Consider the following 23,740-nt stretch of genomic DNA (forward strand, 5'->3'; position numbering starts at 1 on the left):
ATTATAGGGTTATCCCGCCGCAGTCCGCGGCATGACTTTCGTGTGAAAGGGTTTACCGTGCGTTTTGATAAGCTCACTACCAGATTCCAACAGGCACTCGCTGATGCGCAAAGCATGGCGGTGGGTGCCGACCAACCAACCATAGAAGCGCCCCATTTGTTATTGTCCATGTTGTATCAGGACGATAGCGGCGTGGCTGCGTTGCTGTCGCGCGCCGGTGCGCAAGTGCCTGCCTTGAAAACCAGCCTGCAACAGGCGGTAGATGCGCTACCTAAAGTCAGCGAAAACAGTGGCGAAGTCACGATTTCGCGCGACCTCAATAATCTGCTCAATGTCACCGATAAATTCGCCCAGAAAAATGGCGATACTTATATTGCCAGCGAAATGTTTTTGCTGGCGCTGGCTGAAGACAAAGGCGAAACCGGTCGCTTGCTCAAGCAGCATGGCGTCAACAAGACGGTGCTGGAACAAGCTATTAAAGCGGTGCGCGGTAATGATTCAGTGAACAGCCAGGAAGCAGAAGGCCAGCGCGAAGCCCTGAAGAAATTCACCATGGACCTGACCGAGCGCGCCCGTGCTGGCAAGCTGGATCCTGTGATTGGCCGTGATGACGAGATCCGTCGTGCCATCCAGGTATTGCAGCGCCGTACCAAAAACAACCCGGTCCTGATCGGTGAGCCTGGTGTCGGTAAAACCGCCATTGTTGAAGGGCTGGCGCAGCGTATCGTCAATGGCGAAGTGCCGGACTCCCTCAAAAACAAAAAAGTACTCAGCCTGGATATGGCTGCCTTGCTGGCGGGCGCCAAATACCGCGGCGAATTTGAAGAGCGCCTGAAATCGGTGTTGAAAGAGCTGGCGCAGGATGAAGGCCAGACCATCGTCTTTATCGATGAAATCCACACCATGGTCGGCGCCGGTAAATCTGAGGGTGCGATGGATGCGGGCAATATGCTGAAACCGGCGTTGGCCCGTGGCGAGTTGCACTGTGTCGGCGCCACTACGCTGGATGAGTACCGCAAATATATAGAGAAAGATGCTGCTCTGGAGCGCCGTTTCCAGAAGGTGCTGGTCGATGAGCCTTCTGTGGAGGCGACCATTGCCATTTTGCGTGGCTTGCAGGAAAAATATGAGCTGCACCACGGCGTGGAAATCACTGACCCGGCCATCGTTGCCGCGGCAGAATTATCTAATCGCTATATCACAGACCGTTTTTTGCCGGACAAGGCCATTGACCTGATAGACGAGGCAGCCTCGCGTATCAAGATGGAAATCGACTCCAAACCGGAAGTGATGGACAAACTGGACCGGCGCTTGATCCAGCTCAAGATCGAGCGCGAAGCGGTGCGCCGTGAAAAAGATGAAGCCAGCCAGAAACGCTTTACCCTGATTGAAGATGAAATCGACCGGCTGGAGAAGGAGTATGCCGACCTGGAAGAGATCTGGAAGGCCGAAAAAGCAGCAGTGCAGGGCTCTGCCGGAGTCAAAGAGGCGATAGAAAAAGTCAAACTGGATATGGAAGCCGCGACCCGTAAGGGTGACTGGCAGCGCGTGTCGGAATTACAGTATGGCAAATTGCCGCAACTGGAAGCGCAACTGAAACACGACTCAGGCAATGAAGCACTGCCGGCGGTGAAACATAAAATGTTGCGTACCGAAGTCGGCGCTGACGAAATTGCGGAAGTGGTCAGCCGTGCTACCGGTATCCCGGTCAGCAAAATGATGACTGGCGAGCGCGAAAAACTGCTGCGCATGGAAGATAAACTGCATGACCGCGTGGTCGGCCAGGATGAAGCTGTGCGCCTGGTATCAGATGCGATCCGCCGTTCACGCAGTGGTTTGAGCGACCCTAACCGGCCGTATGGCAGCTTTTTGTTTTTGGGCCCGACTGGCGTGGGTAAAACCGAGCTCTGTAAAGCCTTGGCGGGTTTCTTGTTCGATAGCGAAGAGCACCTGATCCGCATTGATATGAGTGAGTTTATGGAGAAGCATTCCGTCTCTCGCCTGATTGGCGCGCCGCCCGGCTACGTAGGCTATGAAGAAGGCGGCACACTGACTGAGGCTGTGCGTCGCAAACCTTATTCAGTGATCTTGCTGGACGAAGTAGAGAAAGCGCATCCGGATGTGTTTAACGTGCTGTTGCAAGTATTGGATGATGGTAGGTTGACCGATGGCCAGGGCCGTACGGTAGACTTCAAGAATACCGTGATCATCATGACCTCCAATCTGGGCAGCCAGATGATACAAAGCATGGCTGACCAGGATTACCAGGTCGTTAAACTGGCAGTGATGGGCGAGGTGAAAGCACACTTCCGGCCGGAGTTTATCAACCGTATAGACGAAGTGATTGTGTTCCACTCGTTGGGTGAGGCGCATGTCAGGTCTATTGCCAACATCCAGTTGCAATTGCTGGCTAAACGCGTGGCCGCCATGGAAATGCACCTGGAGGTCAGTGATGCAGCGCTGGCTGAGATCGCCAATGCCGGGTTTGACCCGGTTTACGGTGCGCGACCATTGAAACGGGCGATACAAAGCGAGATTGAGAATCCGTTGGCGAAAGAGATTCTCGCCGGACATTTTGCGGCTAAAGATACGATACGCGTGGGTTTCGAGTCTGGCAGAATGGTGTTTAATAAGGCCTGATGGTTGCCTGACGGCGAACCATCGTCGTTCAATAGGGTCATAATCATTATGGCCCTATTCTTTTTGCGGGTTAGAATGGAATTATCATGAATCAATTTAAATATTTGCGTTTAGTGTTGGCAGTCGCTGTGCTGGGCGTGCTGGCGGGTTGTGCTACGCAACCGCAGCAGCCAGTGCAGATTGAAAGAATTTCGCCCGAACAGTTGGCTGCTTTGCTCCCGCCTGCACAATCCACCCTGAGCCTGGATGAGATTGTCAGCCAGAGTAAAAAAGGCAAATCAGATGCCGAGATTATCGAAGCAATCAAACAGTCACAGTCCCGCTACTCACTGACGCCTTCAGAGGTGTTGAGCTGGCATCAAAAAGGTATTTCAAAAGGCGTGCTGGACTATATGCAGCAAGCCAATGCCCTGGCACAGCAAAATGCTATCGCCGATGAAATCAACAAACGTGAAAAAGCACGTGTGGAGGCAGAAACCCGCTTGAAACGTGAGCGTGATTCAGCCCGCCTGCGTAGCATGGATCCATGGTTCTATGGCCCTGGTTATTATGGCGGCCCATGGGGTTATCGTCCGTACTGGGGCGGCGGTATGGGTTGGCGTTATTGGTAGGACGGCCATTTGACTCTGGCTTTGAGCCTAACTAAGTTATTTATCAAGATTTTGTAGCGGAAAACAGGCATGAGACAGAGCCACGAAACACTGAATATCAATGCGCAAGGACGACGCCTGTACGACATTACACCGCAAGTGGCGCAGTGGGTAGAAGAGTTGGCTATACAGAGCGGTTTGCTGACCTTATACATACAGCATACTTCTGCCAGCCTGCTGATTAATGAAAACTATGATCGCGATGTGCTGGTGGATCTGGAAGCTTTTTTTAACCGGTTAGCCCCGGATGGTGATGCGTTATTTATACACACCGTGGAAGGGCCGGATGATATGCCGGCACACGTGAGGACGGCCTTAACGCAAACCAGCTTGTCTATCCCTGTGATAAACGGCAAGGTGGCGCTGGGGCAATGGCAGGGTATTTTCCTGTTTGAACATAGACATCAACCAGCCCGTCGGCGGGTGTTGATGCATGTGATTGGCGAATAAGCCAGTTGTTTTACGATACCAATGTTTTTTAACGATAATCAGAAGTAATAAAAGGAGAAATTTATGAGATGGAATACTTACTTGCTAACATTTTTTTTAGCTTTGGGTTTAGTGGCTTGCGGTAAAGAAGAAGCCCCTGCACCAGAAACCACAGCCCCGGCCGCAGAAGCTGCTGCAACAGATGCGCCCGCTGCTGCGAAGCCTGCTGCAGGTGGCGGTTACGAGCCAGCAGCAGATGAGCGTGTGCCTGGTATTACTGTATCCAAGGAAGAATTGGAAAAACAGTTGGAAGCCGCGCGCGCCAATACGCCACAGCCAGAAATTCCTGCTGAATAAGGTGCAAAAAGCAGAGTAGGTTATCACCTCTCTACCTGCCTGCAAGCTAGCCTTGTGCAAGCAGGCAGCATAAAAAAAGCGCAGTTCACTGCGCTTTTTTGCATGGTTGGCTATGAGTTGTTATTTAAGCCAGCGTAGCGGCTTAAACCAGAGCTGTTATTTAACCGAACTCCATTGCAGCGGGTCAAACGGGATGCTGTTACGACGTAATTCATAATACACACCATTCTCGGCATTACCGCCGCTATTGCCCACTGCCGCGATGGTATCGCCGCTTTTTACCGGTTGGCCCGACGATTTGTATAGCGCTTCGTTATTGCCATACAGGCTCATATAACCGTTGCCATGATCGACCACGATCAAATTACCAAAGCCGCGCATCCAGTCCGCAAACACCACCTGGCCACCAGCAACAGACTTCACTTCGCTACCTTCTTTGGCGCGGATAAACAGGCCTTTCCAGCTGACGCCGGTTTCTGCACGCGCGCTGCCGAAACGATTGATGACTTCGCCACGCACCGGCAACCGCAACCGGCCACGCAGTTGGGCGAAGTTTTCCTTTAAGGCATTGTATTCAGGCAGGGTGTCATTCTTGGCGACGACTGAACTGCTTTGAGACTCAGTCTCGGCGTCGTCTTTACCTTGCCCGTCTACCCTGGTTTGGGCTGAATGCTCAGAGGTGCGGCCACTGGATTTTTTCTTGCGTGCCTGTTCGGCCAGGCGTTTGGCAGCCGCTTCTTTTTCACGCTTGGCTCTGGCGATGGCTTCCTGCTCACGCTTTTTAGCTTCGGCGGCCAGTCTCTGGAACAGTTTGGATAAAGCTTCTTCATCCTTCTTCAGGCGAACCAGCTGCTGCTCCTGAGTCTCGATCTGCTTGGAAAGCTGGGTCAACACTTCGGCGCGCTTTGATTTCTCATTGACCAGTTTATGCGTAGTGTCGCTGTATTGTGTCGCCAGCCGGTCAGTTTCATGCAATTGTTCGGTGGTCGCCGTGCGCACGCGCTCTATGGCATCGCGGTTATCCTGCAATGTTTGTATTTGTTCCTGATGTGCAGCTGTCAGGTAACCAAGGTATTTAAGGTTGCGGGTGGTGTTCGCCGGGTCCTGCTGCTGTAACAGCATCTGCAACGGGCTGTTATTGCCGTGCCGGTATTGCTGGTTAAGCTGCTGGCTGAGGGATTGGTGTTGCTGGTTGACCTGTCGCTGTAGCAGTGACATCTGCTTCTGTAAATCTTGCAGCTTGCCACGGTTTTCCTGCTGCGCATCCTGGATATCACGCAGCTTTTTACGCGAGGCACTGATGGCCGTTTCTGACGCTTTTAGGGCTTCATTGGCGTCTTGCCTGGCCAGTTGGGAAGCCTTGATCGCATTCGCCAGTTGCTGTATTTTTTCTTTAACCTGTTCGAGATCGCCTTTGGCAGCATCTGCTTTGTCGTTAGCTGCCGCCATCGCCGTCAGTGACCCGGCGGCAAGCAAGGCATACAGCCCTGCCGCTATTAAACATTTGCGCAAAATAAGGTTTAGCAATGTGGTATCAGGCATGCACCAATAGCGTTAAGCCGCTTCATTGAGTGTGACCAGGCTCTCGCCTGTCATTTCAACCGGTTTAGGCACGCCCATCAAGGTCAGTAATGTGGGGGCGATATCAGACAGTGCACCGTCAGCATTCACCTTACCGGCACGGCCCACATAAATGAAAGGCACCAGGTTGGTGGTATGTTGCGTATGGGCCTGGGCGCTGTCATGGTCAAACATGCTTTCTGCATTGCCATGGTCAGCTGTGATGATCACCTCGGCGCCGCTTTTTTGTGCGGCTGCGACCACTCTGCCTACGCAGGTATCCAGTGTTTCCACGGCTTTGATCGCTGCTTGCAGATTGCCGGTGTGGCCGACCATATCGCCATTGGCATAATTACAAATCACTGCCTGGTATTGTTGGGATTCGATCGCTGCCACCAGTTTATCGGTCAGCTCATATGCGCTCATTTCCGGTTGCAGGTCATAAGTGGCGACTTTAGGGGAGGGCACCAGGATGCGGTCTTCGCCGGCAAAAACGGTTTCTTCACCACCGTTGAAGAAGAATGTCACATGAGGATATTTTTCTGTTTCGGCAATCCTCAATTGTTTGAGACCAAGGTTGGCAACGTACTCGCCAAAGGTGTTAGGCACGGTGAAAGGCGCAAAAATTGGCTGCGCCAGACGCTGGTTTTTATCGTATTGCGTGAGGGTCAGGTAGTGGCTAAACACTGGCACACGGCTACGCGCAAACCCGTCAAATGCCGGGTTGAGCAGGGCATCGGTGAGTTGGCGGGCACGGTCACTCCTAAAGTTCATGAATACCAGCGCGTCACCATCTTCCATACGCACTGGCGCAGCATCTGCCGCATGTATGGCCGTGCATTTCACAAACTCATCGCTTTCATCGCGCGCATAAGCCTGTTGCAATGCGGTCAGGCTATCCGGTGCCACATACTCGGCAGTGCCATTCACCAGTAACTCATAGGCGACTGAAACGCGTTCCCAGCGTTTATCTCTATCCATGCCGTAAAAACGGCCACCCACTGTGGCAACCTTGCCCACACCGATCGCTTGCAGCTGTTTTTCCAGTGCTTCAAGGTAAGGTTGCGCGCTTTTTGGCGGCGTGTCACGCCCATCGAGGAAGGCATGGATATAAACTTTGCTCAGGCCTTGCTGTTTGGCCAGCTCGACCAGTGCATGGATATGCGGCTGATAACTGTGCACGCCGCCATCAGACAGCAGGCCAAGAATATGCAATGCCTTGTCGTGTGCTTTCAGCATTTGCATGGCATGGACCAGCGCAGGCAGTTTAAAGAACTCGCCGCTGCTGATGCTATTGTTAATGCGTTCAAAGTCTTGAAAAACGATACGTCCCGCCCCAATATTCAAATGACCCACTTCAGAGTTACCCATTTGCCCATCAGGCAGGCCGACATAGTGCTCAGAGGCGTTGATCAGACCATGCGGGTAATGAGTTTTCAGGTGATCGAGGTTGGGCGTACTGGCTTGTAATACAGCGTTATGTTCGGGGGTTTCACTATGACCAAAACCATCCAGAATCAGCAAAATAACAGGTTTGATTGACATGGCTAACAACTTTAAAAGTGGTGACGGGGCGTCGGATTCATGAATTAGGCTATTATAATCGCAACCGCAGGCGGCGCATACCAAAGGCTGATGCTGACAGCGGGTTCGACAACATAGACAGGTAAAAGATCAAGTGGAATTCTTTAAAGAAAACGTATTATTAATCGGGCTGGCTATCGGCTCTGGCCTGGCATTGCTGGTGCCCATGTTCAGCCGCTCTGCGGCAGGTAGTACGCTGGTGTCAGCGACTGAAGCCGTGATGCTGATGAGCCGCAAGCAATTGCTGGTGCTGGATGTGCGGGAAACTGACGAATTCAAGCAAGGCCACTTGCAAGGCGCGCGTAATGTGCCGTTGGCTGAATTGGCGACGCGTATTAAAGAGCTGGAAAAATTCAAGGATAAACCGGTGTTGCTGGTATGCGAACGTGGTAACCGTACGCGCTCCGCTGCAAAAATACTGAAAGGTCAGCAATTTACCGCATTGCACCAGTTAAACGGTGGCATGCAGGCCTGGTCAGAGGCGAAAATGCCTCTCAGCAAGTAATAGCAAACTAATGCGTTTTGGCAAAAAAGTGAAGTTAGAAAGGTAATCATGGCAAAAGTAGTGATGTATACCTCGGCAGTCTGCCCTTATTGCATCAATGCCGAGCGCTTGTTGCGCAATAAAGGCGTGACCGAGATTGAAAAAATCCGCATAGATATCCAGCCTGAGTTGCGCGCAGAAATGATGGAAAAAACCGGTCGCCGTACCGTGCCGCAAATCTATATAGGCGAACGCCATGTCGGCGGCTTTGATGATTTGCATGCGCTGGATGTGCAGGGCGGATTAGACCCGCTGCTGGCGGCTTAAAGCCTGGATCAAAACCCGGTTGTAACCCGTCACAAAAAACACATAGTCAGGCCGTGGTTGAGCAGTTAGAATAGCGGCTTTTGCGTATTGATATTACAAGGATAGATTCATGGCTCAGGAACCACAAAACCAAGCAGAACAGAACGCAGGCCCAGTTTTCAGTATTGAAAAACTGTACGTGCATGATGCGTCAATCGAAGTGCCTAATGCACCGGCTATTTTTACAGAGCGTACTACTCCGCAGATCAATGTGGAGCTGGGCAATGCGGTTGAGCAAGTGCAAGACGGCATTTTCAATGTGTCTATCAAAGTCACAGTGACTGCTAAAATTGAAGACAAAACTGCATTCCTGGTAGAAGTGAACCAGTCCGGTATTTTTGCTATCCGCAATGTGCCACAAGAAAATATCGAGCCTATCTTGTCAGTGGCTTGTCCTAACATCTTGTTCCCTTATGCCCGTGAAGCGATTTCCGATATGGTGACACGTGCCGGTTTCATGCCAGTATTGTTGAACCCGATCAACTTTGAAGCGTTGTACCTGCAACAGCAACAGCAGGCTGCACAAGCCGCTGGCGCGCCTAACTAATTTTATTTAAGCAAAAAAGTAAGTCACTGGTGACTTACTTTTTCTGGATAAATATCAATGAGTAAAGTCGCCGTTTTGGGTGCAGGTGCCTGGGGCACCGCACTTGCCATGCATATAGCCTTGCAGCACGACGTCGTGTTGTGGGCGCGTAACAGTGGCCATGTCTCCGGCATGCGTAAGGCGCGTGCCAACCCGCTGTATCTGGGTGAATTCCCTTTCCCTGAAAAACTCACGGTTGAAGATGACCTGGCGACTGCTGTTGCCGGCGCAGACCTGATTCTTTCTGTGGTGCCCACTGCTGGTTTTCGCCCGATTCTGCAACAGCTGAAAGCGTTAGGCATTAGCCAGCCTTTTATCTGGGCCAATAAAGGGCTGGAACCGCAGACGGCAAAACTGCCGTTTGAAGTTGCGCAGGAAGAGCTGGGCAGCGAGTATCCATGGGGCGTATTAAGCGGCCCCAGTTTTGCGGCTGAACTGGTGCGCGGCTTGCCGACGGCGATCACGCTGGCGGCTAACCATAAAGAATTAGCGCAACAGGCGGCACAATTGATACATGGCAGCTGTTTGCGGGTGTATAACAGCACCGATGTCATCGGCGCTTCAGTCGGTGGTGCGGTGAAAAATGTGATGGCGATTGCCGCCGGGATTTCTGATGGCATGGGCTTTGGCAACAATGCGCGTGCTGCCATGATCACGCGTGGCCTGGCGGAAATCACCCGCTTCGGCATGGCATTGGGCGCTAAAGCAGAAACCTTTATGGGACTGGCAGGGGCGGGGGATTTGATCCTGACTTGTACCGGCCAATATTCGCGTAACCGTGAAGTGGGCCTGCAACTGGCCTCAGGCAAGTCGCTGGAAAGCATACTGGCAGGCTTGGGCCATGTGGCCGAAGGCGTCAACACCGCGCGGGAAGTCATGCGCCGCGCCGAGGTGATCCAGGTGGAAATGCCCATTACCTACGAAGTGAATCAATTGCTGACCAATCAGAAAACAGCACAGGATGCAGTCAGTGCCTTGCTGGGTCGTGGTCAGCGTCAAGAGTCTGTTTAGCAGAATGAGTATCTGGCCTGATCTTAATCAGGCTGTGTTGTGAGATTGCTAATGCCAGAAGTGAAATGTCTCGCGACAAGAGTCACTTTTAATAACTCCCTCTGAAGTAATCTATTCAGCCCTGTGCAGTGCGCGCTGTCATCTATGTTAAAGCGACCAGCGCAACCAGATATAGTCGATGTCGTACGCATGTCATGTAAATGACCTATAACACTAGGAACTATACTTAGTGAGAGCAGTCATGTTATTAGCTCAAATGAATGAGAAGATTATTTTGCAGTTTAGTAAAAAGAAGTTGTTAAAAGCAGGTTTTAGCTTTGCCGTCATTGCGACCATCGTCTCCACCTTATATGTCCTGAAAGCTGAAGCGCTGGCCTGGCATGTCTGGCACCAGTTCAAGCATCAGGCGCATCATGGCCTGGATCTGTCAGATTATGAGGTCGCCATTGAAGGCAAGCCTCTGGCTGACTACAAGAATGCTTCTGGCCTGGCCTTTAACCATGAGACGGGTACTTTGTTCACCGTACTCAATGACAAGGGCCTGATCGTCGAATTTAGCCTGAATGGTGACCCGATTCGTGAGATTCAGGTGCATGGCACGGATGACCTTGAAGGCATCTCGCATCTGGAGAAGGATTATTATGTCGTGGCCGATGAGCGCGAAAGCAAGTTGTGGCTGCTGCAAATCAAAGCGGACACGCGTGAGATTTCGATCAAAGACGCCAAATTGTTGCAGTTTGGCATGAATGAACGCGGCAACAAGAATTTTGAAGGGGTGACCTACGACAGTGTGCATCACCGGCTGATCGTGGTTAAAGAGCGTGACCCCAAGTATGTGATGTCGGTGACCGGTTTGTATGAGCCGGATGAAAGCAAACAGAGCCAGATTGAAGTGCAGCGCATGCGGCAGTTTGATCCGGCATTAAAATGGGCATTGAGGGATTTGTCCTCAGTCACTTATCACGAGCGCACTGGCCATTTCTTTCTGCTCAGTGATGAATCCAAATTGCTCAAGCAGTTTAACGAAGCGGGGCAAACCCTGGGGTCATTGGCATTGTGGAAGGGCTTCCATGGCTTGCATGAAAGTGTCCCGCAAGCTGAAGGAGTTTCGATTGATGATGAAGGCAATATCTACATCGTGAGTGAGCCTAACCTGTTCTATGTGTTTAAGCCAAAAACACATGCGAGTCATACCTGAATCGCGTGTACTCAAAACTAAAAAACCCGCTTAGCGGGTTTTTTAACGCACGGATTTTGTAACGAGGGTAGAAGCTTATTCAATACCCAGTAACTCAACTTCAAATACCAGGGTCGCATCCGGACCGATCACCGGGCCACTACCGTTTGCGCCGTAAGCCAGTTCAGAAGGGATGGTCAGCTCAAATTTGCTGCCGACTTGCATCAACTGCAAACCTTCCACCCAGCCAGAAATCACACCAGTCACCGGGAAAACAATAGGCTCACCACGGTCATAAGAACTATCAAATACGGTGCCATCGATCAGCGTGCCTTTGTAATGCACTTTGACTCTATCACTAGGTGCAGGTGTTGCGCCGTCGCCAGTCACCAGCGCTTTATACTGCAAGCCGCTGTCAGTGGTGATCACGCCATCTTTTTTAGCGTTCTCAGCCAGGTAAGCAACGCCAGCGGCCTTGTTTTTTTCTTGTGCTGCTGCTTGTTTAGCCTGTGCTTCTTTCTGCACCTGCTCAACCGCACTCTGCTTTTCTTCATTCGACAAACGCGATGGCTGGTCTGTCATCACATCACGCACCGCCAGTGCAACCACGTCAGCATCCAGTTCCAGGTTGTCGTTTCTGAGCTGATGGGCGAGGTTTTCACCCACGATGTAGCTCAGGCGTTGCGTCAGGGTTTTTAATTCAATGGTCATTAAAGTTCTTTCGAGATTTTAAGATTGTTGACTAGTCTTAGAGATTATTTTGTTAAATAAGACAAAACCCGCGAAAGCGGGTTCTGTTTTAAAAATGATGCATAGGGCATTTTTGCAAGTTAAAGCGGTTAGTGCAAGGCGCTTATCCGCAGGCAGTACATCTAGTACGACAAGGATAAGCAACGCAGCAATAAACGCTTTGACGTAGCAAAAATTACATCATACCGCCCATGCCGCCCATACCACCCATATCCGGCATCGCTGGCGCATCTTCTTTAGGCAACTCAGCAACCATGCAATCAGTCGTCAGCATCAAGCCAGCGACAGAAGCGGCATTCTGCAATGCAGAACGGGTCACTTTAGTTGGGTCCAGAATACCCATTTCAATCATGTCGCCGTAAGTTTCGTTAGCAGCGTTGTAACCGTAGTTGCCTTTACCAGCCGCTACGTTGTTCACGACTACAGATGGCTCGACACCAGCGTTTTGTGTGATCTGGCGCAATGGCTCTTCAACCGCACGCAGAACGATTTTCACGCCTGCTTCCTGGTCCAGGTTCTCACCTTTTACTTTAGCAATCGCATCACGGGCACGGATCAGCGCTACGCCACCACCAGCTACGATACCTTCTTCAACCGCAGCACGTGTTGCGTGCAATGCATCTTCCACGCGGGCTTTTTTCTCTTTCATTTCGATTTCAGTCGTCGCGCCAACCTTGATCACTGCAACACCACCAGCCAGTTTGGCTACGCGCTCTTGCAATTTTTCACGGTCGTAGTCGCTAGAAGCTTCTTCGATTTGTGTTTTGATCTGGCCGATACGGGCTTTGATAGTTTCTTCGTTGCCAGCGCCGTCGATGATGATGGTGTTTTCTTTACCCACTTCGATGCGTTTCGCCTGGCCAAGGTCAGTCAGCTGTACGCTTTCCAGTTTCAGGCCAACTTCTTCAGAAATCACGGTACCACCGGTCAACACAGCAATGTCTTCCAACATGGCTTTACGACGGTCACCGAAACCAGGTGCTTTTACAGCCGTGGTTTTCAGGATGCCGCGGATGTTGTTTACAACCAGGGTTGCCAATGCTTCACCATCTACATCTTCTGAAATGATCAGCAATGGACGGCCGGCTTTAGCTACTTGCTCCAGTGTTGGCAGCAGGTCACGGATGTTGGAGATTTTTTTGTCGTGCAATAACACGAAAGGATTGTCCAGCAACGCAATTTGACGCTCTGGATTGTTGATGAAGTAAGGAGACAGGTAACCGCGGTCAAACTGCATACCTTCAACTACATCTAATTCATTGGTCAGGCCTGAACCGTCTTCAACAGTGATCACGCCTTCTTTACCCACTTTGTCCATTGCATCGGCAATGATCTGGCCAACTGAGGTATCAGAGTTCGCAGAAATAGCACCAACCTGGGCGATTTCCTTGCTGGTCGTACAGGGTTTTGATTGCTCTGCCAGGTTGGCAACAGCCGCTTCAACCGCTTTGTCGATACCGCGCTTCAAGTCCATCGGGTTCATGCCAGCAGCAACAGATTTCATGCCTTCGCGAATGATCGCTTGTGCCAACACTGTTGCAGTAGTCGTACCGTCACCAGCGATGTCATTGGTTTTAGAAGCTACTTCTTTTACCATCTGTGCGCCCATATTTTCGAATTTGTCTTTCAATTCGATTTCTTTGGCTACAGAAACACCATCTTTAGTGATAGTAGGCGCGCCGAAAGAACGCTCCAACACCACATTACGGCCTTTAGGGCCCAAAGTCACGCGTACTGCATTCGCCAATACGTTGACACCGTTAACCATTTTTTGGCGAACGTCATCACCAAATCTTACGTCTTTAGCTGCCATTTAAATTCTCCTGAATTTTGAATGTTCAATAAGGTTTACTAGATATTGTCTCAAACGTGACATGTTGAAGCGGGGTGAGTGCAAAGTGCATAAAACGGATTTGGCGTAGACAGTACATCAAGTACAGCAAGCCAAAACGGCTTTATGCAACGCAGCTATTGCCCGTTGCAATCAGTCAGGCTTACTCAACAACTGCCAGAATATCTTCTTCGCGCATCACCAACAGCTCTTCGCCGTCGACTTTAACTGCTTGACCAGAGTATTTGCCGAACAACACTTTGTCGCCGACTTTAACGTCCAACGGAATCGCTTTGCCGTTGTCATCTTTTTTACCGTTACCAACGGCTTGCACAACTCCTTGATCAGGTTTTTCAGTGGCGCTATCTGGAATCACGATGCCAGAAGCGGTTGTGCGCTCTTCAGCGGCGCGTTTAACGATCACTCGATCGTGCAATGGACGAATACTCATGAATATCTCCTTGTATTCCTAAAGGTTTATTTGGGAAGAGTTTTAATAAAAATAACAAAATAGAGTTACAGCGCGCATTTTAGCACTCGCGCACCCTGATTGCTAATTTGGGACACTAAACCTTATTTTCAAGATGGAAATGAAAAAATGTTGTAGTTGTTATGGTTTACACAGCGGCGATGTGAATAATCTTCAGAAGTTACTTTTTAGTAATCAGGAATGAACAAACAGGCACCAAACCCAGTAGTAATGCCAGCATGATAAATGCATTAGGCAGTCCGATGTGTTGTGCGACAAACCCGATCAAGGCCGGGCCGAGCAATACGCCCGAATAGCCGACGGTGGAGATGGCCGCTACCGCCAGGCCGGTAGGCATCTCGGTTTGCGCACCTGCCAGCCTGAATAATATGGGGGCGGTATTCGAAGCGCCTGCGCCAATCAGGAGAAACCCGCTCAATGCGGCCAGCGTTGAGCTTGCATGCACGGCGATAAACATTCCCAGCACGGCGATGCTACCACCCCATAACAAAAGCGTGCGATCACCTAAGCGGTTGCTCAGTCCGTCTCCCATAAAACGGCCTGTCAGCATGGCAATGGAGAACACGATATAAGGCAGGCCGCCTTGCGCAGTGGGTACCAAGCCTGCATCGGTGATCAGCAAGGCACTCCAGTCCAGCATGGCGCCTTCGACCAGGAATGCAATGCCGGTCAACAATGCGAGAATGAGTACGATGCCTCTGGGGATGGAGAATAGCTGCCCATGCTCACCTTTGGGCGTTTGCGCCAGGCGTGGCCAGGTGAGCACCATTAATATCGCTAGTAAAATGGCAGAGACCGATGCACTGCTGAACGTGCTCATATGCAAACTTAACATCAAGGTCATGATGGCCGAACCGGCAAAGCCACCCACACTGAACATGGCATGAAAGCCGGACATCAACGAACGCTGGGAGGCTTTCTCAACCTCGACCGCATGCAGGTTCATGGAGACATCCAGTGAGCCTAGCGATGCGCCAAAAAACAATAAGGTCATAGCGAGTTGCAGGGTGCTTTCAGCAACCGGCAGTAGCATGACGGTTATGGCAAGCGAGAAGCCACTCAGGATGATGATGGCGCGGCTACCAAAACGCGCACTGATGGCGCCGGTAACCACCATGGCAGACACTGAGCCTAGTCCCAGACATAACAATAATGTGCCTAATACGCCGGCATCCAAATGCAGCTGCGCTCGCATAAAGGGAATTAAAGGTGCCCAGCAAGAGAGGCCAAATCCACCCACAAAAAAGGCGAGCCTGGTGGCTAGTCTCGCGGCGTTACTATTTAAAGCGGGCATTTGTTTCCTGTATCAAAGTTTAGCAGACTGCTTTAGAGTGAACTGGTTTTGAGTTGAGTGGCTTTTAACCTACACTCGGCATCACGGGCACTCATGATATACAGCAAACGTGTATAAATGATTTCAGGAGCAGATTTATTCCAGGAGACAGCAACATGGCAAATCGTCGAATCGTTCTGGCCGGTGCATCGGGGCTGGTAGGCTCCTCACTATTGGCGTATTTATTGCAGGATAGTTCCGTAGTCGAAGTGCATGTATTGAGCAGGCGTCCTTTAGAGGTGCCACACCCCAAGTTAACGACGCATGTGGTGGATTTCAACGCTATTCCACCTTTGCCGCCGCTGGATGAAATCTACCTGGCGCTAGGCACCACCATCAAACAGGCGGGTAGTCAGGCGGCATTTCGAGCGGTTGACTTCGAGGCAAATCTGGCCGTTGCGCATGCTGGGTTAGCCTCGGGTGCAACACGCCTGGGTGTTGTCAGTGCCATGGGCGCTAACGCCAAGGCATCGATTTTTTATAATCGTGTCAAAGGCGAGCTTGAAGACGCATTATCCAGTTTGAAACTTGAATCGCTGGTCATTGCCAGGCCGTCATTCATCATAGGCGACAGGGAAAAGCTGAATCAGCCTGCCCGTTCGGGTGAGAAATTAGGACTATGGATAAGCAAGCTGTTAAACCCATTATTGCCAATGAATTACAAAGCGGTTGAGGCAAGTAAAATCGCCCTGGCATTGGTCTCGGAAGTCCCGAATTCTCATGGCAAGCGAGTATTGTTGTCTGGCGACATTCAAAGTTTTACTGCGTAATTGGCTGGTATGCCATGTTTCAGTCATTCCAAAGGCAGGCTGTTGCGTGATAGTCAAAAGTAGTTTGGCGGATCGCTACCGTTGCAGGTTGCAAACGATAGCGATCTGTCATCTTTAATCGATATGAACCAATGCTGAGACCAGATGCATCACGAGTGGCCTGACGATCAGCACACAAAAAAATGCCACCGGCATAGCCAGTGCATAGGCATGCACGACGCGCAGTAAATAGCCGCTGTGGACCCCGCTATTTGCACCTACAATGACCATGGACATTAGAAAAGCCATGATGCCAGCCATGAAAAACGCAAACACATAAGGCGTAAACCTTTTTGGGATTCTGCGTGCATTGGGTTGTGGTTTGATCATTTTTAGCCTCCATATTGAAGCGTCACTTTATTCGCATTGCCACTGGTCGGGTAGAGGGTTGATTCTTGAATCATCTTAAAGTTAAACTATCGAATGGGTTAACTAATCGATAGTGAAATGGATACACTGCGTAGCATTGAGAGTTTCGTCAAGGCGGTACAGGCCGGGAGTATTGCGGCGGGTGCCCGCTTGCAAGGGATCACTGCAGCGGCGGCCAGCCAGAATATCCAGCGTCTGGAAAAATCACTAGGCACCCGCTTGCTGATACGCACCACGCGTAATCTGGCCATGACAGAAAGCGGTGAGCTGTATTACGCAGAAGTGGCGCACCTGATTGAAGGGCTTGCGCGGGCACAGTCTGCGGTGACTGAATTTCACGGGCAGCCCCAGGGCCGATTAAGGGTAGGTGTTTCCGTTGCGTTTGGGCGGCATATCCTGATGCCGCTGATCCCGCTGTTTGCGCGCAATTTCCCCAAGTTGTCGATTGAGGTCGTGTTATCGGACCGGAGCCTGGAGCATATCACTGAAGATATTGATGTGAGTATCCGGTTTAAAGAGCAACTGGAGCCTGGCCTGGTCGCCAGGAAGATTGCAACCGCCCCTGTTGTCTATTGCGCCTCTCCTGACTATCTGCAACGAAAAGGCATGCCGAAAACGCCTGAGGATTTATCCGCCCACGACTGCCTGATGTTCCGTATGCCAGTAGATGGGCGACTGTTTAGCTGGGCATTTGTGCGGGATGGCGTCCGTTATGAACCTGAGATCAAGCCGAGCATTATTTGTAATGACATCGATTCGCTGCATCGACTGGTATTGGAAGGCGCGGGCATTACGCGCTTGGCCACTTTTATTGCCAATCAGGATATCCAGCGGGGTGCGTTGATAGCGTTATTTCAGCCATCCGCCGCCAGCGGAAATGCAGTTCGATCGGATACGGTCCCGCTGGAATTCTATGCCTGTTTTCGTGACAAGCATGCGATCACCAATAAAGTCAGGGCATTTGTGGATTACCTAGTCAGCGCAATACCCCAGGCCTTGTAAATCCATTGCGTCTGCAAGCGGTTAAAAACTTTCACGCATATAAATCACCGGGGTTTTATAAATACCAAATGTGGCACGCGCATTGGGGGCGGTGATGCCAAACCAGGGCGAGAGTATGCCGGCTGTTGCAGATGTGGCTGAGCTGCTCAGGCAAGTTTGGTCGCCCGGCGTGAGGGTGCCCAGGTTCACCGCAATATCCACGCTGCCGGTGTTAGGCCTGCTATCACTACCGACCCCTGGCGCGGTTAACTTCAAGCCTAATTTGCCATTGCTCATGGTGGCGCTGCCAGACAGGTAAGTTTCGCATGCAGACAGATTGCCTTTATAGTTTTTCAGGGCGATGCTGGACAAAGGCACCGCGGTGCAATTGTCACCTGCGCTTCTGACATAGGCACTGCCGTTCCAATATTGCGCTTCAATCTGAAGAGGCAGCGCGAGTAATTCTGAGCCGTGTGCACTTTGCACATTCAAGCGGCCATATAAATAAGTCACATTGGATGATAAGGTCGTTTGGGTCGAAGAAATGGTTACGCCTGCATCCACATATTGTGGTTGCGCCGACAGGGTGATGATTTGCGGGCTGACTGCCGAGCCTGGGCGCGAAAGGGAATGCGTGGCGACAATGTTGGCTACCCCTTGGACCCAGTTTCCTGTCACTGCCGGGACCGCCAGGCCGCTGCTTAAGGCGGCGCCATTGAGCGGCGTGGCTGAGAACTGGTATTTACTCCAGTCTGTCAGCAGAAAGGCGGGTGAACCAATGTAGTTTTGCGTGGTGTTCCCGGCGGCATTCTTGGCGGTCAGGATAAACGGGGTGGTTAGCCCAGGAGTCGTTGCCGTGCCTTGACCATAATAGGTAAATGCACCGCAAGCTTGCGTCACACTGGCGCCGGGCGTGACTGAAAAATGGTCTGGGACAAACCTGCCGTAGTAATAAGGGCTTAAGGGCACATAGCCAAAAGCACATGCATTCAGGGTACCCATCGGTAAAAATCCCATCGCGCAATCACCGCTACTTGCATCCACCTGGGTGAATGTGTCGTCATATACGGCATATGGGTCAAAGCGGAAGTAACCAATTTCGCTGTAGGTGAAATTGCTACCGCTGGCACTGCCATTGGCCGCAGTGGTAAATGCCCCTGCAAGCAGGCCGGTATTCACTGCCCCGACATGCGCGACTAGCCTGGTGATATCAATCTTGGGCGTGCCGGTGTAGTTTGAAAGCCCGGTGCTGGCCGTTAAGCTAAATACACTCCCTGCTTTGATGGCCGGGCTGGCGGTGACATTCAGGCCTAGCAGCGGATCTGCATTGGCATTGGAAGTGACACTGGTGAAGGCACTTGGCCTGACTGCAAAATTATCAGTTGAGCGCGAAGTGGGGTTGTTAGCGTTGTTATCTGTCACCTGGCAGCGAATGTTTTTATAAGCATTGGTAATGGTGGTTGAAATGGTTTTCCGGCCACTATCTGTGCTGGTAAAGGTCACGTTTTGTGTGGTGATTTCTGCCATGCTGCCGCTGCAGGTCTGGTTGACCAATATGCTGGGGTCGCCACAATCCATAAATTTCAAGGTCACCGTTTTGTTATTATCGCCTTTGGAAACATAAGTGGTGTTGACGGTGCTGTCGGCATTCAGTGCCACCACATCGGCATTGAATACCGTGTTGGCCACCTGGGTAAATAAATGCCCGCTGGCCGCGTTGGTATTGGAGATCGAGGGGTCTATGCAGGTGAAATTGTTGGCGGGTGTCGAGCAGCCATTCACTTTGTAACCCCACAGGTTTGAAACGCACGAGCTGGTCGAGCATTTACTACCATTGAAACAACACACCCCGGTCGTCGTAGAGTTATATTCCATCACAATCGCCCAGATATAACTGGAGGTCGTCCTGGCGCAGCCGGCGATCTTTCCCCAGTTATCGATCACGCCGGTGACAGTGACCGCATTGTTGATCGCAGATGAGCTATCCACAAACACATTGGTAGTCACCGCCGCCAGCAAAGCGCCGTTATTGGACATATCAACGGCGCCATTCACGACGGACCCCGAATACAAAAACAATTGCGAAGACACTTGCGAGGTGGCTGTGACTGTCCCGTTGATCACGGTTTGAAAGGCAGAGATATACGAAACGCCTAATCCCGTAGAAGTCGCCGTGACATTACCCGCCACCGTTGAGCCACTGCCCAATACGATGGATGACAGGTTGGCGATGATCGCGCCGTTATAACTCGTGTTGCTTGAAAGCGCCCCCACCACATTGCCGACGCTGACATCTGCACCCAGCACATTGTTGGCCCCGTTCACAATCAATGAGCAGCCGCTGCAATTGACCGTGGATGCGATCTGGTTGCCGCCTGAAAGGGTGACAGCGCCTACCGTGGTGGAGATGTTGCCGTTAACCAGCGCATTGCTGTTCAGGGTCACCAGGCCGGTCGCGCCGATAATATTGCCATTGACGACCGCATTGGATAATAAAACCACAGATCCCAAGCCGCTTGCCGTGACATTGCCGGTCACCGTGCCCGACACTGTAATACTGCCGTTAGTGGTCGTCAGGTTGCCTTTCACAAATGCTGCTGCAGAGGTAACGATGCTGTTGTTGCCCGCGCTGATGTTGGCATATACCGTGGGGAAAGACATGGTCACCAGCCCCTTTGCCACCAGGGTGACATTCGCCAGTTGCGTCGCACTGCCAATGTTAAAGCCGCCTATCGTCAGCAAATTATTGAACGTGACGGTGACATTGCCGGCATCCAGAAACTGCACATGGTCCTGGATATTCAGATTGTTAGTGCAGGTGTAAGAGCCTGCACTGCCGGTGCAACCAGGTGGCATGGGCGCGCCAGGGGCGGCCGGGAAAGAGTAAAGCGCATGGGCAGTGCTGGTAAACGCCAGCAGTAAAAATAGGCTTAGGGAGGTAATCCAGCTAAAAGTTGGGCTTTTAGATGCTTTTTGGCGACGCAATGAAGTAACGAGATATTTCATATCCGATCTCCAATGGCAACTAAACCCATTTGCCGATCAATCTTAAAATGAGCCGGGGAAACTCATTGATGTATTAATTTATTTACATAAATATATTTACATGTATTTGTAAAGTTGGCAATAACTTAAATAATGTTAGTGATTTGTTTACATTTAAGGCGAGGGCAAACGATGCAAAATAAATGTTGGGTACGCATTCCTGGTCATGCTTTTACTGACTTTTAAACCAGTGAAATGGTTGAATGCGAACAGTGACGGCACAGCATCAGGGTCGAGTCACTTAACAATTATGTCGTCCATGCGGATGGATAAATGGATGGACTGCTTTTTTTGTGAAAAGTTGTCTTTATATAGTTTAGATAGCCAGATGCCGCTTTATTGTTAACGGGATAAATGCTTAGATCTTTGTAAACGGTGGTTTTCTGCTGAAATTCAAAAGCAAGAGTCAGAGTGTGCAGCGCTGGATTCTCCTGTATCTTGATTTTATTCCGAACAGGCTAAAGAGTTGATGATGAAACAAACGCTGAGTGACAATGCAGAAATGGTGATAGGCGACCCTCGCTGGCAGCAGGTATTGGCTCGTAATCCACAAGCCGATGGGCAATTTTTCTATGCAGTGAAAACAACCGGTGTTTACTGCCGTCCTTCTTGTGGTGCCAGACAGCCACGCCCGGAAAATGTGGCCTTTTATATCAGCGCAGCGGAGGCGGAAAACGCCGGCTTTAGGCCATGCAAGCGCTGCAAACCTGAACAACTGCCATTATCTGAAGTGCATGCAGGCAAGGTCGCCTTGGCTTGTCGCTTATTAGAAACGGCAGAAGTCATGCCTACGCTAGCGCAGTTGGCCGCACACGCCGGGCTAAGCACCTATCATTTTCACCGCGTATTTAAAGCTATCACCGGATTAACGCCCAAAGGCTATGCTTTGGCTCACAGAGCGCAAACCATGCGTGCAAGACTGTCCGAAAATACCAGCGTGACAGAGGCTATTTATGCCGCCGGCTATGCGTCTAATAGCCGCTTTTATGAGGCGGCCAACGATACATTGGGCATGCAGCCCACGCAATATCTCAAAGGCGGTATCAACACCACGATACGCTTTGCGTTGGCGGAATGTTCGCTGGGGAATATATTGGTGGCCAGTAGCGATAAAGGCATATGCGCGATTTCAATCGGTGATGATGCCGCGGTATTACTGCATGAGTTGCAGGACAGATTTCCAAAAGCCAACCTCATCGGTGGCGATGCGGCATTTGAATCACTGGTCGCCACTGTGATCGGGTTTATTGAGGCGCCCAGGCTGGGGCTGGATTTACCCTTGGATATTCAGGGCACTGCATTTCAGCAAAGAGTCTGGCAGGCTTTGCGCGAGATTCCTGCTGGCACCACGGTGACATATACAGCACTGGCCCAACGCATCGGCATGCCTAACGCAGTGCGTGCGGTGGCCAGCGCCTGTGCCGCGAATACCTTGGCGGTGGCGATACCCTGCCATCGGGTGGTGAGGCTCAGTGGCGCACTTTCAGGTTATCGCTGGGGTGTGCAACGTAAACAGGCGCTGATCAAGCGGGAGTCTGAAACATAATCTGAAACATAAATGGTTTCCGAGGAGTTAAGGTTAAACACCATCCCATTACAAAAATGGTTGTGAATTGGTTGTTGATTGGCTATAAACAACCAATTTGTCTGCTAGGACTTTTTGAAAACTGTTGTTGATTCAATTATTTAGCTAACTGGCATTGATATTGCGCATAAAACCGGAGTTGTTATCCAGAGTGCAAAATGTCCAGTCAATTTTCTGATTCACAGGGTTTGATCAGGGTGCTTTATCAAGAGCACCATATCTGGTTGCGCGCGTGGATCAACAAACGGCTAGGCTGCAAAAATGGCGCCGCTGATCTGGCGCAGGATACTTTCCTCAACCTTTTATTAAAAGCAGAGTTGCCGGTTTTAAATGAGCCCAGAGCGTATTTAAGCCGTATTGCCCATGGCCTGCTGGTGGATCACGTCCGCCGCCGTGACCTGGAACACGCCTACCTGGAAGCACTGGCATACATGATGCCGGATGAAGTAGGGTCACCAGAATCACGCGCGCTCATGCTCGAACTACTGGTGCGCCTCGATATGATGCTGGATGGTTTGCCCACCAAGGTGCGGACGGCATTCCTGCTTGCCCAGCTTGAAGGCACAAGCTATCAGGAAATCGCCACCCGCCTAGGCGTATCAACCCGCACGGTGGGCACTTATGTGGCAACGGCCATGCTGCAATGCATGGCGTTGTTACAGGAATAATAGGTTTATCAGTGATGCGTTCCGACCTCAGCGCTCACATCACCCCAGCCATGCAGGAAGCCAGCGCCTGGTATGCCCGCTGGTTGTCAGGCGAGATGGATGAGCAGGCAAAATCCGCCTGGCAATCATGGCTGGAAGCAGATGAAGAACATACGCGTGCCTGGCAGCAAATCGAGCGGGTACAACAATACTTTGGCAAAGTGCCAGGCGCGCTGGCGGTTGCCACCTTGCAAGCGCCACCTTCTGCTGAGCGCCGCCGCATCCTCAAGCAATTAGTGCTAGTTCTCTCGGTGAGCGGGGCAGGCTATTACAGCTATCGCGAGCAGCCGTGGCGTGGCGTCATGGCCGATGCCAGCACCCGCGTCGGCGAGCAGCGGCAAATCAAACTGGTCGATGGCACCATCGTGCACCTCAATACCGATTCCGCCATAAATATTGTCTACAGCGACACGGCTCGCATGATCGAGCTGGTTCGCGGCGAAATATTGATTGAAACCGCGCATGAGCAATCACGTGTTTATCGTCCTTTCAGCGTCATCACCCAACAAGGCAGCGTCACCGCATTGGGCACCCGCTTTAGCGTGCGCGAATGGCAACAACAGCAGCCTGGCCATGCAAAAGTGGATATGGTGAAAGTAAGCGTATTTGAAAGCATGGTCGATGTGCGTACTGCGAATAACCCTAATTCTCCAGTAAGGGTGAACGCGGGTGAATCTCTGGTGTTCACCCAAACGCAAGTGTTTGCCAAAACCCGGTTAAAAGCCACAGACAAAGCCTGGGTAAACGGCCTTGTCGTCGTCTACGCCATGCGTCTGCAAGACTTTGCCGATGAGCTTTCCCGCTATCAATCCGGCGTCTTGCGTTGTGACCCGGCCGTGGCCGATCTGCAAATTTCCGGCTCTTTCCCCATCGGCGATATAGAAGCCGTGCTCAATACTGTAGAGCAAACTTTACCTGTACGCGTCAAGCGATTCACACGCTTCTGGACAACGCTCACGCCAGCTTAAAGTTGGCTGCCTCGTCCTGTTCTCAAAT

Annotated in this window: 22 protein-coding genes; 14 read left to right on the top strand and 8 right to left on the bottom strand. The window is 51.2% G+C overall.

The window, feature by feature from the left end:
- Positions 1-57 precede the first annotated feature (57 nt).
- The 4 genes from clpB to ACSSVF_RS07385 all read left to right on the top strand — a co-directional run bounded on the left by clpB (position 58) and on the right by ACSSVF_RS07385 (position 4,076).
- Complete coding sequence (gene clpB, locus ACSSVF_RS07370; RefSeq protein ID WP_492406260.1) at positions 58-2,640, top strand: ATP-dependent chaperone ClpB; 2,583 nt, start codon at positions 58-60, stop codon at positions 2,638-2,640.
- An 86-nt stretch (positions 2,641-2,726) separates the two neighbouring features.
- Positions 2,727-3,251 carry a hypothetical protein gene (locus ACSSVF_RS07375; RefSeq protein ID WP_492406261.1) on the top strand — a complete coding sequence of 175 codons (525 nt, stop codon included), beginning with the start codon at positions 2,727-2,729 and terminating at the stop codon, positions 3,249-3,251.
- A 69-nt stretch (positions 3,252-3,320) separates the two neighbouring features.
- The gene (locus ACSSVF_RS07380; protein WP_492406262.1) at positions 3,321-3,740 is read left to right on the top strand and encodes a secondary thiamine-phosphate synthase enzyme YjbQ; all 420 of its coding nucleotides are present in this window, start codon (positions 3,321-3,323) and stop codon (positions 3,738-3,740) included.
- 63 nt (positions 3,741-3,803) lie between these two features.
- On the top strand, positions 3,804-4,076 hold the full coding sequence (locus tag ACSSVF_RS07385; RefSeq protein ID WP_492406263.1) for a hypothetical protein: 273 nt from the start codon (positions 3,804-3,806) through the stop codon (positions 4,074-4,076).
- 156 nt (positions 4,077-4,232) lie between these two features.
- Here the strand turns inward: ACSSVF_RS07385 and ACSSVF_RS07390 are convergent, their stop codons facing one another.
- Together ACSSVF_RS07390 and gpmI are read right to left on the bottom strand one after the other, a co-directional pair.
- Entirely contained in the window at positions 4,233-5,618 is a 1,386-nt protein-coding gene (locus ACSSVF_RS07390) for a murein hydrolase activator EnvC family protein (protein ID WP_492406264.1), read from the bottom strand.
- 12 nt (positions 5,619-5,630) lie between these two features.
- Positions 5,631-7,181 (bottom strand): 2,3-bisphosphoglycerate-independent phosphoglycerate mutase, encoded by a 1,551-nt coding sequence (gene gpmI, locus ACSSVF_RS07395; RefSeq protein WP_492406265.1) that lies wholly within the window; start codon positions 7,179-7,181, stop codon positions 5,631-5,633.
- 133 nt (positions 7,182-7,314) lie between these two features.
- On the opposite strand from gpmI, the gene ACSSVF_RS07400 reads away from it, so the two are divergent.
- The 5 genes from ACSSVF_RS07400 (at position 7,315) to ACSSVF_RS07420 (ending at position 10,865) form a co-directional block, all read left to right on the top strand.
- Positions 7,315-7,725 (top strand): rhodanese-like domain-containing protein, encoded by a 411-nt coding sequence (locus ACSSVF_RS07400; RefSeq protein WP_492406266.1) that lies wholly within the window; start codon positions 7,315-7,317, stop codon positions 7,723-7,725.
- A 48-nt stretch (positions 7,726-7,773) separates the two neighbouring features.
- Complete coding sequence (gene grxC / locus ACSSVF_RS07405) at positions 7,774-8,031, top strand: glutaredoxin 3 (RefSeq protein WP_492406267.1); 258 nt, start codon at positions 7,774-7,776, stop codon at positions 8,029-8,031.
- Positions 8,032-8,140: 109 nt separating this feature from the next.
- Positions 8,141-8,617: a protein-export chaperone SecB gene (gene secB / locus ACSSVF_RS07410; protein ID WP_492406268.1), complete on the top strand. Its 477-nt coding sequence runs from the start codon at positions 8,141-8,143 to the stop codon at positions 8,615-8,617.
- Positions 8,618-8,674: 57 nt separating this feature from the next.
- Entirely contained in the window at positions 8,675-9,667 is a 993-nt protein-coding gene (locus ACSSVF_RS07415; RefSeq protein WP_492406269.1) for an NAD(P)H-dependent glycerol-3-phosphate dehydrogenase, read from the top strand.
- A gap of 241 nt (positions 9,668-9,908) precedes the next feature.
- Positions 9,909-10,865 carry an SdiA-regulated domain-containing protein gene (locus ACSSVF_RS07420; RefSeq protein ID WP_492406270.1) on the top strand — a complete coding sequence of 319 codons (957 nt, stop codon included), beginning with the start codon at positions 9,909-9,911 and terminating at the stop codon, positions 10,863-10,865.
- A gap of 75 nt (positions 10,866-10,940) precedes the next feature.
- Here the strand turns inward: ACSSVF_RS07420 and bamJ are convergent, their stop codons facing one another.
- The 4 genes from bamJ to ACSSVF_RS07440 all read right to left on the bottom strand — a co-directional run bounded on the left by bamJ (position 10,941) and on the right by ACSSVF_RS07440 (position 15,209).
- Positions 10,941-11,555, bottom strand: coding sequence for a BamJ family beta-barrel-assembly machinery protein (gene bamJ / locus ACSSVF_RS07425; RefSeq protein WP_492406271.1), 615 nt, complete (start codon positions 11,553-11,555; stop codon positions 10,941-10,943).
- Positions 11,556-11,769: 214 nt separating this feature from the next.
- Complete coding sequence (gene groL / locus ACSSVF_RS07430) at positions 11,770-13,407, bottom strand: chaperonin GroEL (protein ID WP_379056743.1); 1,638 nt, start codon at positions 13,405-13,407, stop codon at positions 11,770-11,772.
- Positions 13,408-13,588: 181 nt separating this feature from the next.
- Complete coding sequence (locus tag ACSSVF_RS07435; protein WP_492406272.1) at positions 13,589-13,876, bottom strand: co-chaperone GroES; 288 nt, start codon at positions 13,874-13,876, stop codon at positions 13,589-13,591.
- A 199-nt stretch (positions 13,877-14,075) separates the two neighbouring features.
- A complete protein-coding gene (locus ACSSVF_RS07440) occupies positions 14,076-15,209 on the bottom strand; it encodes an MFS transporter (protein WP_492406273.1) in 1,134 nt (377 codons plus the stop codon).
- A 155-nt stretch (positions 15,210-15,364) separates the two neighbouring features.
- On the opposite strand from ACSSVF_RS07440, the gene ACSSVF_RS07445 reads away from it, so the two are divergent.
- Positions 15,365-16,018 (top strand): Rossmann-fold NAD(P)-binding domain-containing protein, encoded by a 654-nt coding sequence (locus ACSSVF_RS07445; RefSeq protein WP_492406274.1) that lies wholly within the window; start codon positions 15,365-15,367, stop codon positions 16,016-16,018.
- Between the two features lie 114 nt (positions 16,019-16,132).
- Here ACSSVF_RS07445 and ACSSVF_RS07450 read toward each other — a convergent pair whose 3' ends face one another.
- Positions 16,133-16,387 (bottom strand): DUF2798 domain-containing protein, encoded by a 255-nt coding sequence (locus tag ACSSVF_RS07450; protein WP_492406275.1) that lies wholly within the window; start codon positions 16,385-16,387, stop codon positions 16,133-16,135.
- Between the two features lie 117 nt (positions 16,388-16,504).
- Between ACSSVF_RS07450 and ACSSVF_RS07455 the strand changes: the two genes are divergently transcribed.
- On the top strand, positions 16,505-17,428 hold the full coding sequence (locus ACSSVF_RS07455; protein ID WP_492406276.1) for a LysR family transcriptional regulator: 924 nt from the start codon (positions 16,505-16,507) through the stop codon (positions 17,426-17,428).
- Positions 17,429-17,449: 21 nt separating this feature from the next.
- Here the strand turns inward: ACSSVF_RS07455 and ACSSVF_RS07460 are convergent, their stop codons facing one another.
- Positions 17,450-20,413 carry a DUF6701 domain-containing protein gene (locus ACSSVF_RS07460; RefSeq protein WP_492406277.1) on the bottom strand — a complete coding sequence of 988 codons (2,964 nt, stop codon included), beginning with the start codon at positions 20,411-20,413 and terminating at the stop codon, positions 17,450-17,452.
- Positions 20,414-20,921: 508 nt separating this feature from the next.
- On the opposite strand from ACSSVF_RS07460, the gene ada reads away from it, so the two are divergent.
- The 3 genes from ada to ACSSVF_RS07475 all read left to right on the top strand — a co-directional run bounded on the left by ada (position 20,922) and on the right by ACSSVF_RS07475 (position 23,712).
- Positions 20,922-21,998 (top strand): bifunctional DNA-binding transcriptional regulator/O6-methylguanine-DNA methyltransferase Ada, encoded by a 1,077-nt coding sequence (gene ada, locus ACSSVF_RS07465; RefSeq protein WP_492406278.1) that lies wholly within the window; start codon positions 20,922-20,924, stop codon positions 21,996-21,998.
- A 197-nt stretch (positions 21,999-22,195) separates the two neighbouring features.
- Complete coding sequence (locus tag ACSSVF_RS07470; protein WP_492406279.1) at positions 22,196-22,705, top strand: sigma-70 family RNA polymerase sigma factor; 510 nt, start codon at positions 22,196-22,198, stop codon at positions 22,703-22,705.
- Positions 22,706-22,719: 14 nt separating this feature from the next.
- On the top strand, positions 22,720-23,712 hold the full coding sequence (locus ACSSVF_RS07475; RefSeq protein WP_492406280.1) for a FecR domain-containing protein: 993 nt from the start codon (positions 22,720-22,722) through the stop codon (positions 23,710-23,712).
- Positions 23,713-23,740: the final 28 nt, after the last annotated feature.

Source organism: Methylophilus sp. E2MeOHC9, from assembly GCF_058744375.1.

What these genes read in the sequence shown, in the direction of transcription:
- groL (WP_379056743.1), bottom strand. Translation starts at nt 13,407, where the DNA reads ATGGCAGCTAAAGACGTAAGATTTGGTGATGACGTTCGCCAAAAAATG.
- gpmI (WP_492406265.1), bottom strand. Translation starts at nt 7,181, where the DNA reads ATGTCAATCAAACCTGTTATTTTGCTGATTCTGGATGGTTTTGGTCAT.
- ACSSVF_RS07455 (WP_492406276.1), top strand. Translation starts at nt 16,505, where the DNA reads ATGGATACACTGCGTAGCATTGAGAGTTTCGTCAAGGCGGTACAGGCC.
- ACSSVF_RS07375 (WP_492406261.1), top strand. Translation starts at nt 2,727, where the DNA reads ATGAATCAATTTAAATATTTGCGTTTAGTGTTGGCAGTCGCTGTGCTG.
- grxC (WP_492406267.1), top strand. Translation starts at nt 7,774, where the DNA reads ATGGCAAAAGTAGTGATGTATACCTCGGCAGTCTGCCCTTATTGCATC.
- ACSSVF_RS07420 (WP_492406270.1), top strand. Translation starts at nt 9,909, where the DNA reads ATGTTATTAGCTCAAATGAATGAGAAGATTATTTTGCAGTTTAGTAAA.
- ACSSVF_RS07460 (WP_492406277.1), bottom strand. Translation starts at nt 20,413, where the DNA reads ATGAAATATCTCGTTACTTCATTGCGTCGCCAAAAAGCATCTAAAAGC.
- ACSSVF_RS07435 (WP_492406272.1), bottom strand. Translation starts at nt 13,876, where the DNA reads ATGAGTATTCGTCCATTGCACGATCGAGTGATCGTTAAACGCGCCGCT.
- ACSSVF_RS07440 (WP_492406273.1), bottom strand. Translation starts at nt 15,209, where the DNA reads ATGCCCGCTTTAAATAGTAACGCCGCGAGACTAGCCACCAGGCTCGCC.
- ACSSVF_RS07415 (WP_492406269.1), top strand. Translation starts at nt 8,675, where the DNA reads ATGAGTAAAGTCGCCGTTTTGGGTGCAGGTGCCTGGGGCACCGCACTT.
- secB (WP_492406268.1), top strand. Translation starts at nt 8,141, where the DNA reads ATGGCTCAGGAACCACAAAACCAAGCAGAACAGAACGCAGGCCCAGTT.
- ACSSVF_RS07390 (WP_492406264.1), bottom strand. Translation starts at nt 5,618, where the DNA reads ATGCCTGATACCACATTGCTAAACCTTATTTTGCGCAAATGTTTAATA.
- ACSSVF_RS07470 (WP_492406279.1), top strand. Translation starts at nt 22,196, where the DNA reads ATGTCCAGTCAATTTTCTGATTCACAGGGTTTGATCAGGGTGCTTTAT.
- ACSSVF_RS07450 (WP_492406275.1), bottom strand. Translation starts at nt 16,387, where the DNA reads ATGATCAAACCACAACCCAATGCACGCAGAATCCCAAAAAGGTTTACG.
- ada (WP_492406278.1), top strand. Translation starts at nt 20,922, where the DNA reads ATGATGAAACAAACGCTGAGTGACAATGCAGAAATGGTGATAGGCGAC.
- ACSSVF_RS07380 (WP_492406262.1), top strand. Translation starts at nt 3,321, where the DNA reads ATGAGACAGAGCCACGAAACACTGAATATCAATGCGCAAGGACGACGC.
- bamJ (WP_492406271.1), bottom strand. Translation starts at nt 11,555, where the DNA reads ATGACCATTGAATTAAAAACCCTGACGCAACGCCTGAGCTACATCGTG.
- ACSSVF_RS07475 (WP_492406280.1), top strand. Translation starts at nt 22,720, where the DNA reads ATGCGTTCCGACCTCAGCGCTCACATCACCCCAGCCATGCAGGAAGCC.
- ACSSVF_RS07445 (WP_492406274.1), top strand. Translation starts at nt 15,365, where the DNA reads ATGGCAAATCGTCGAATCGTTCTGGCCGGTGCATCGGGGCTGGTAGGC.
- ACSSVF_RS07385 (WP_492406263.1), top strand. Translation starts at nt 3,804, where the DNA reads ATGAGATGGAATACTTACTTGCTAACATTTTTTTTAGCTTTGGGTTTA.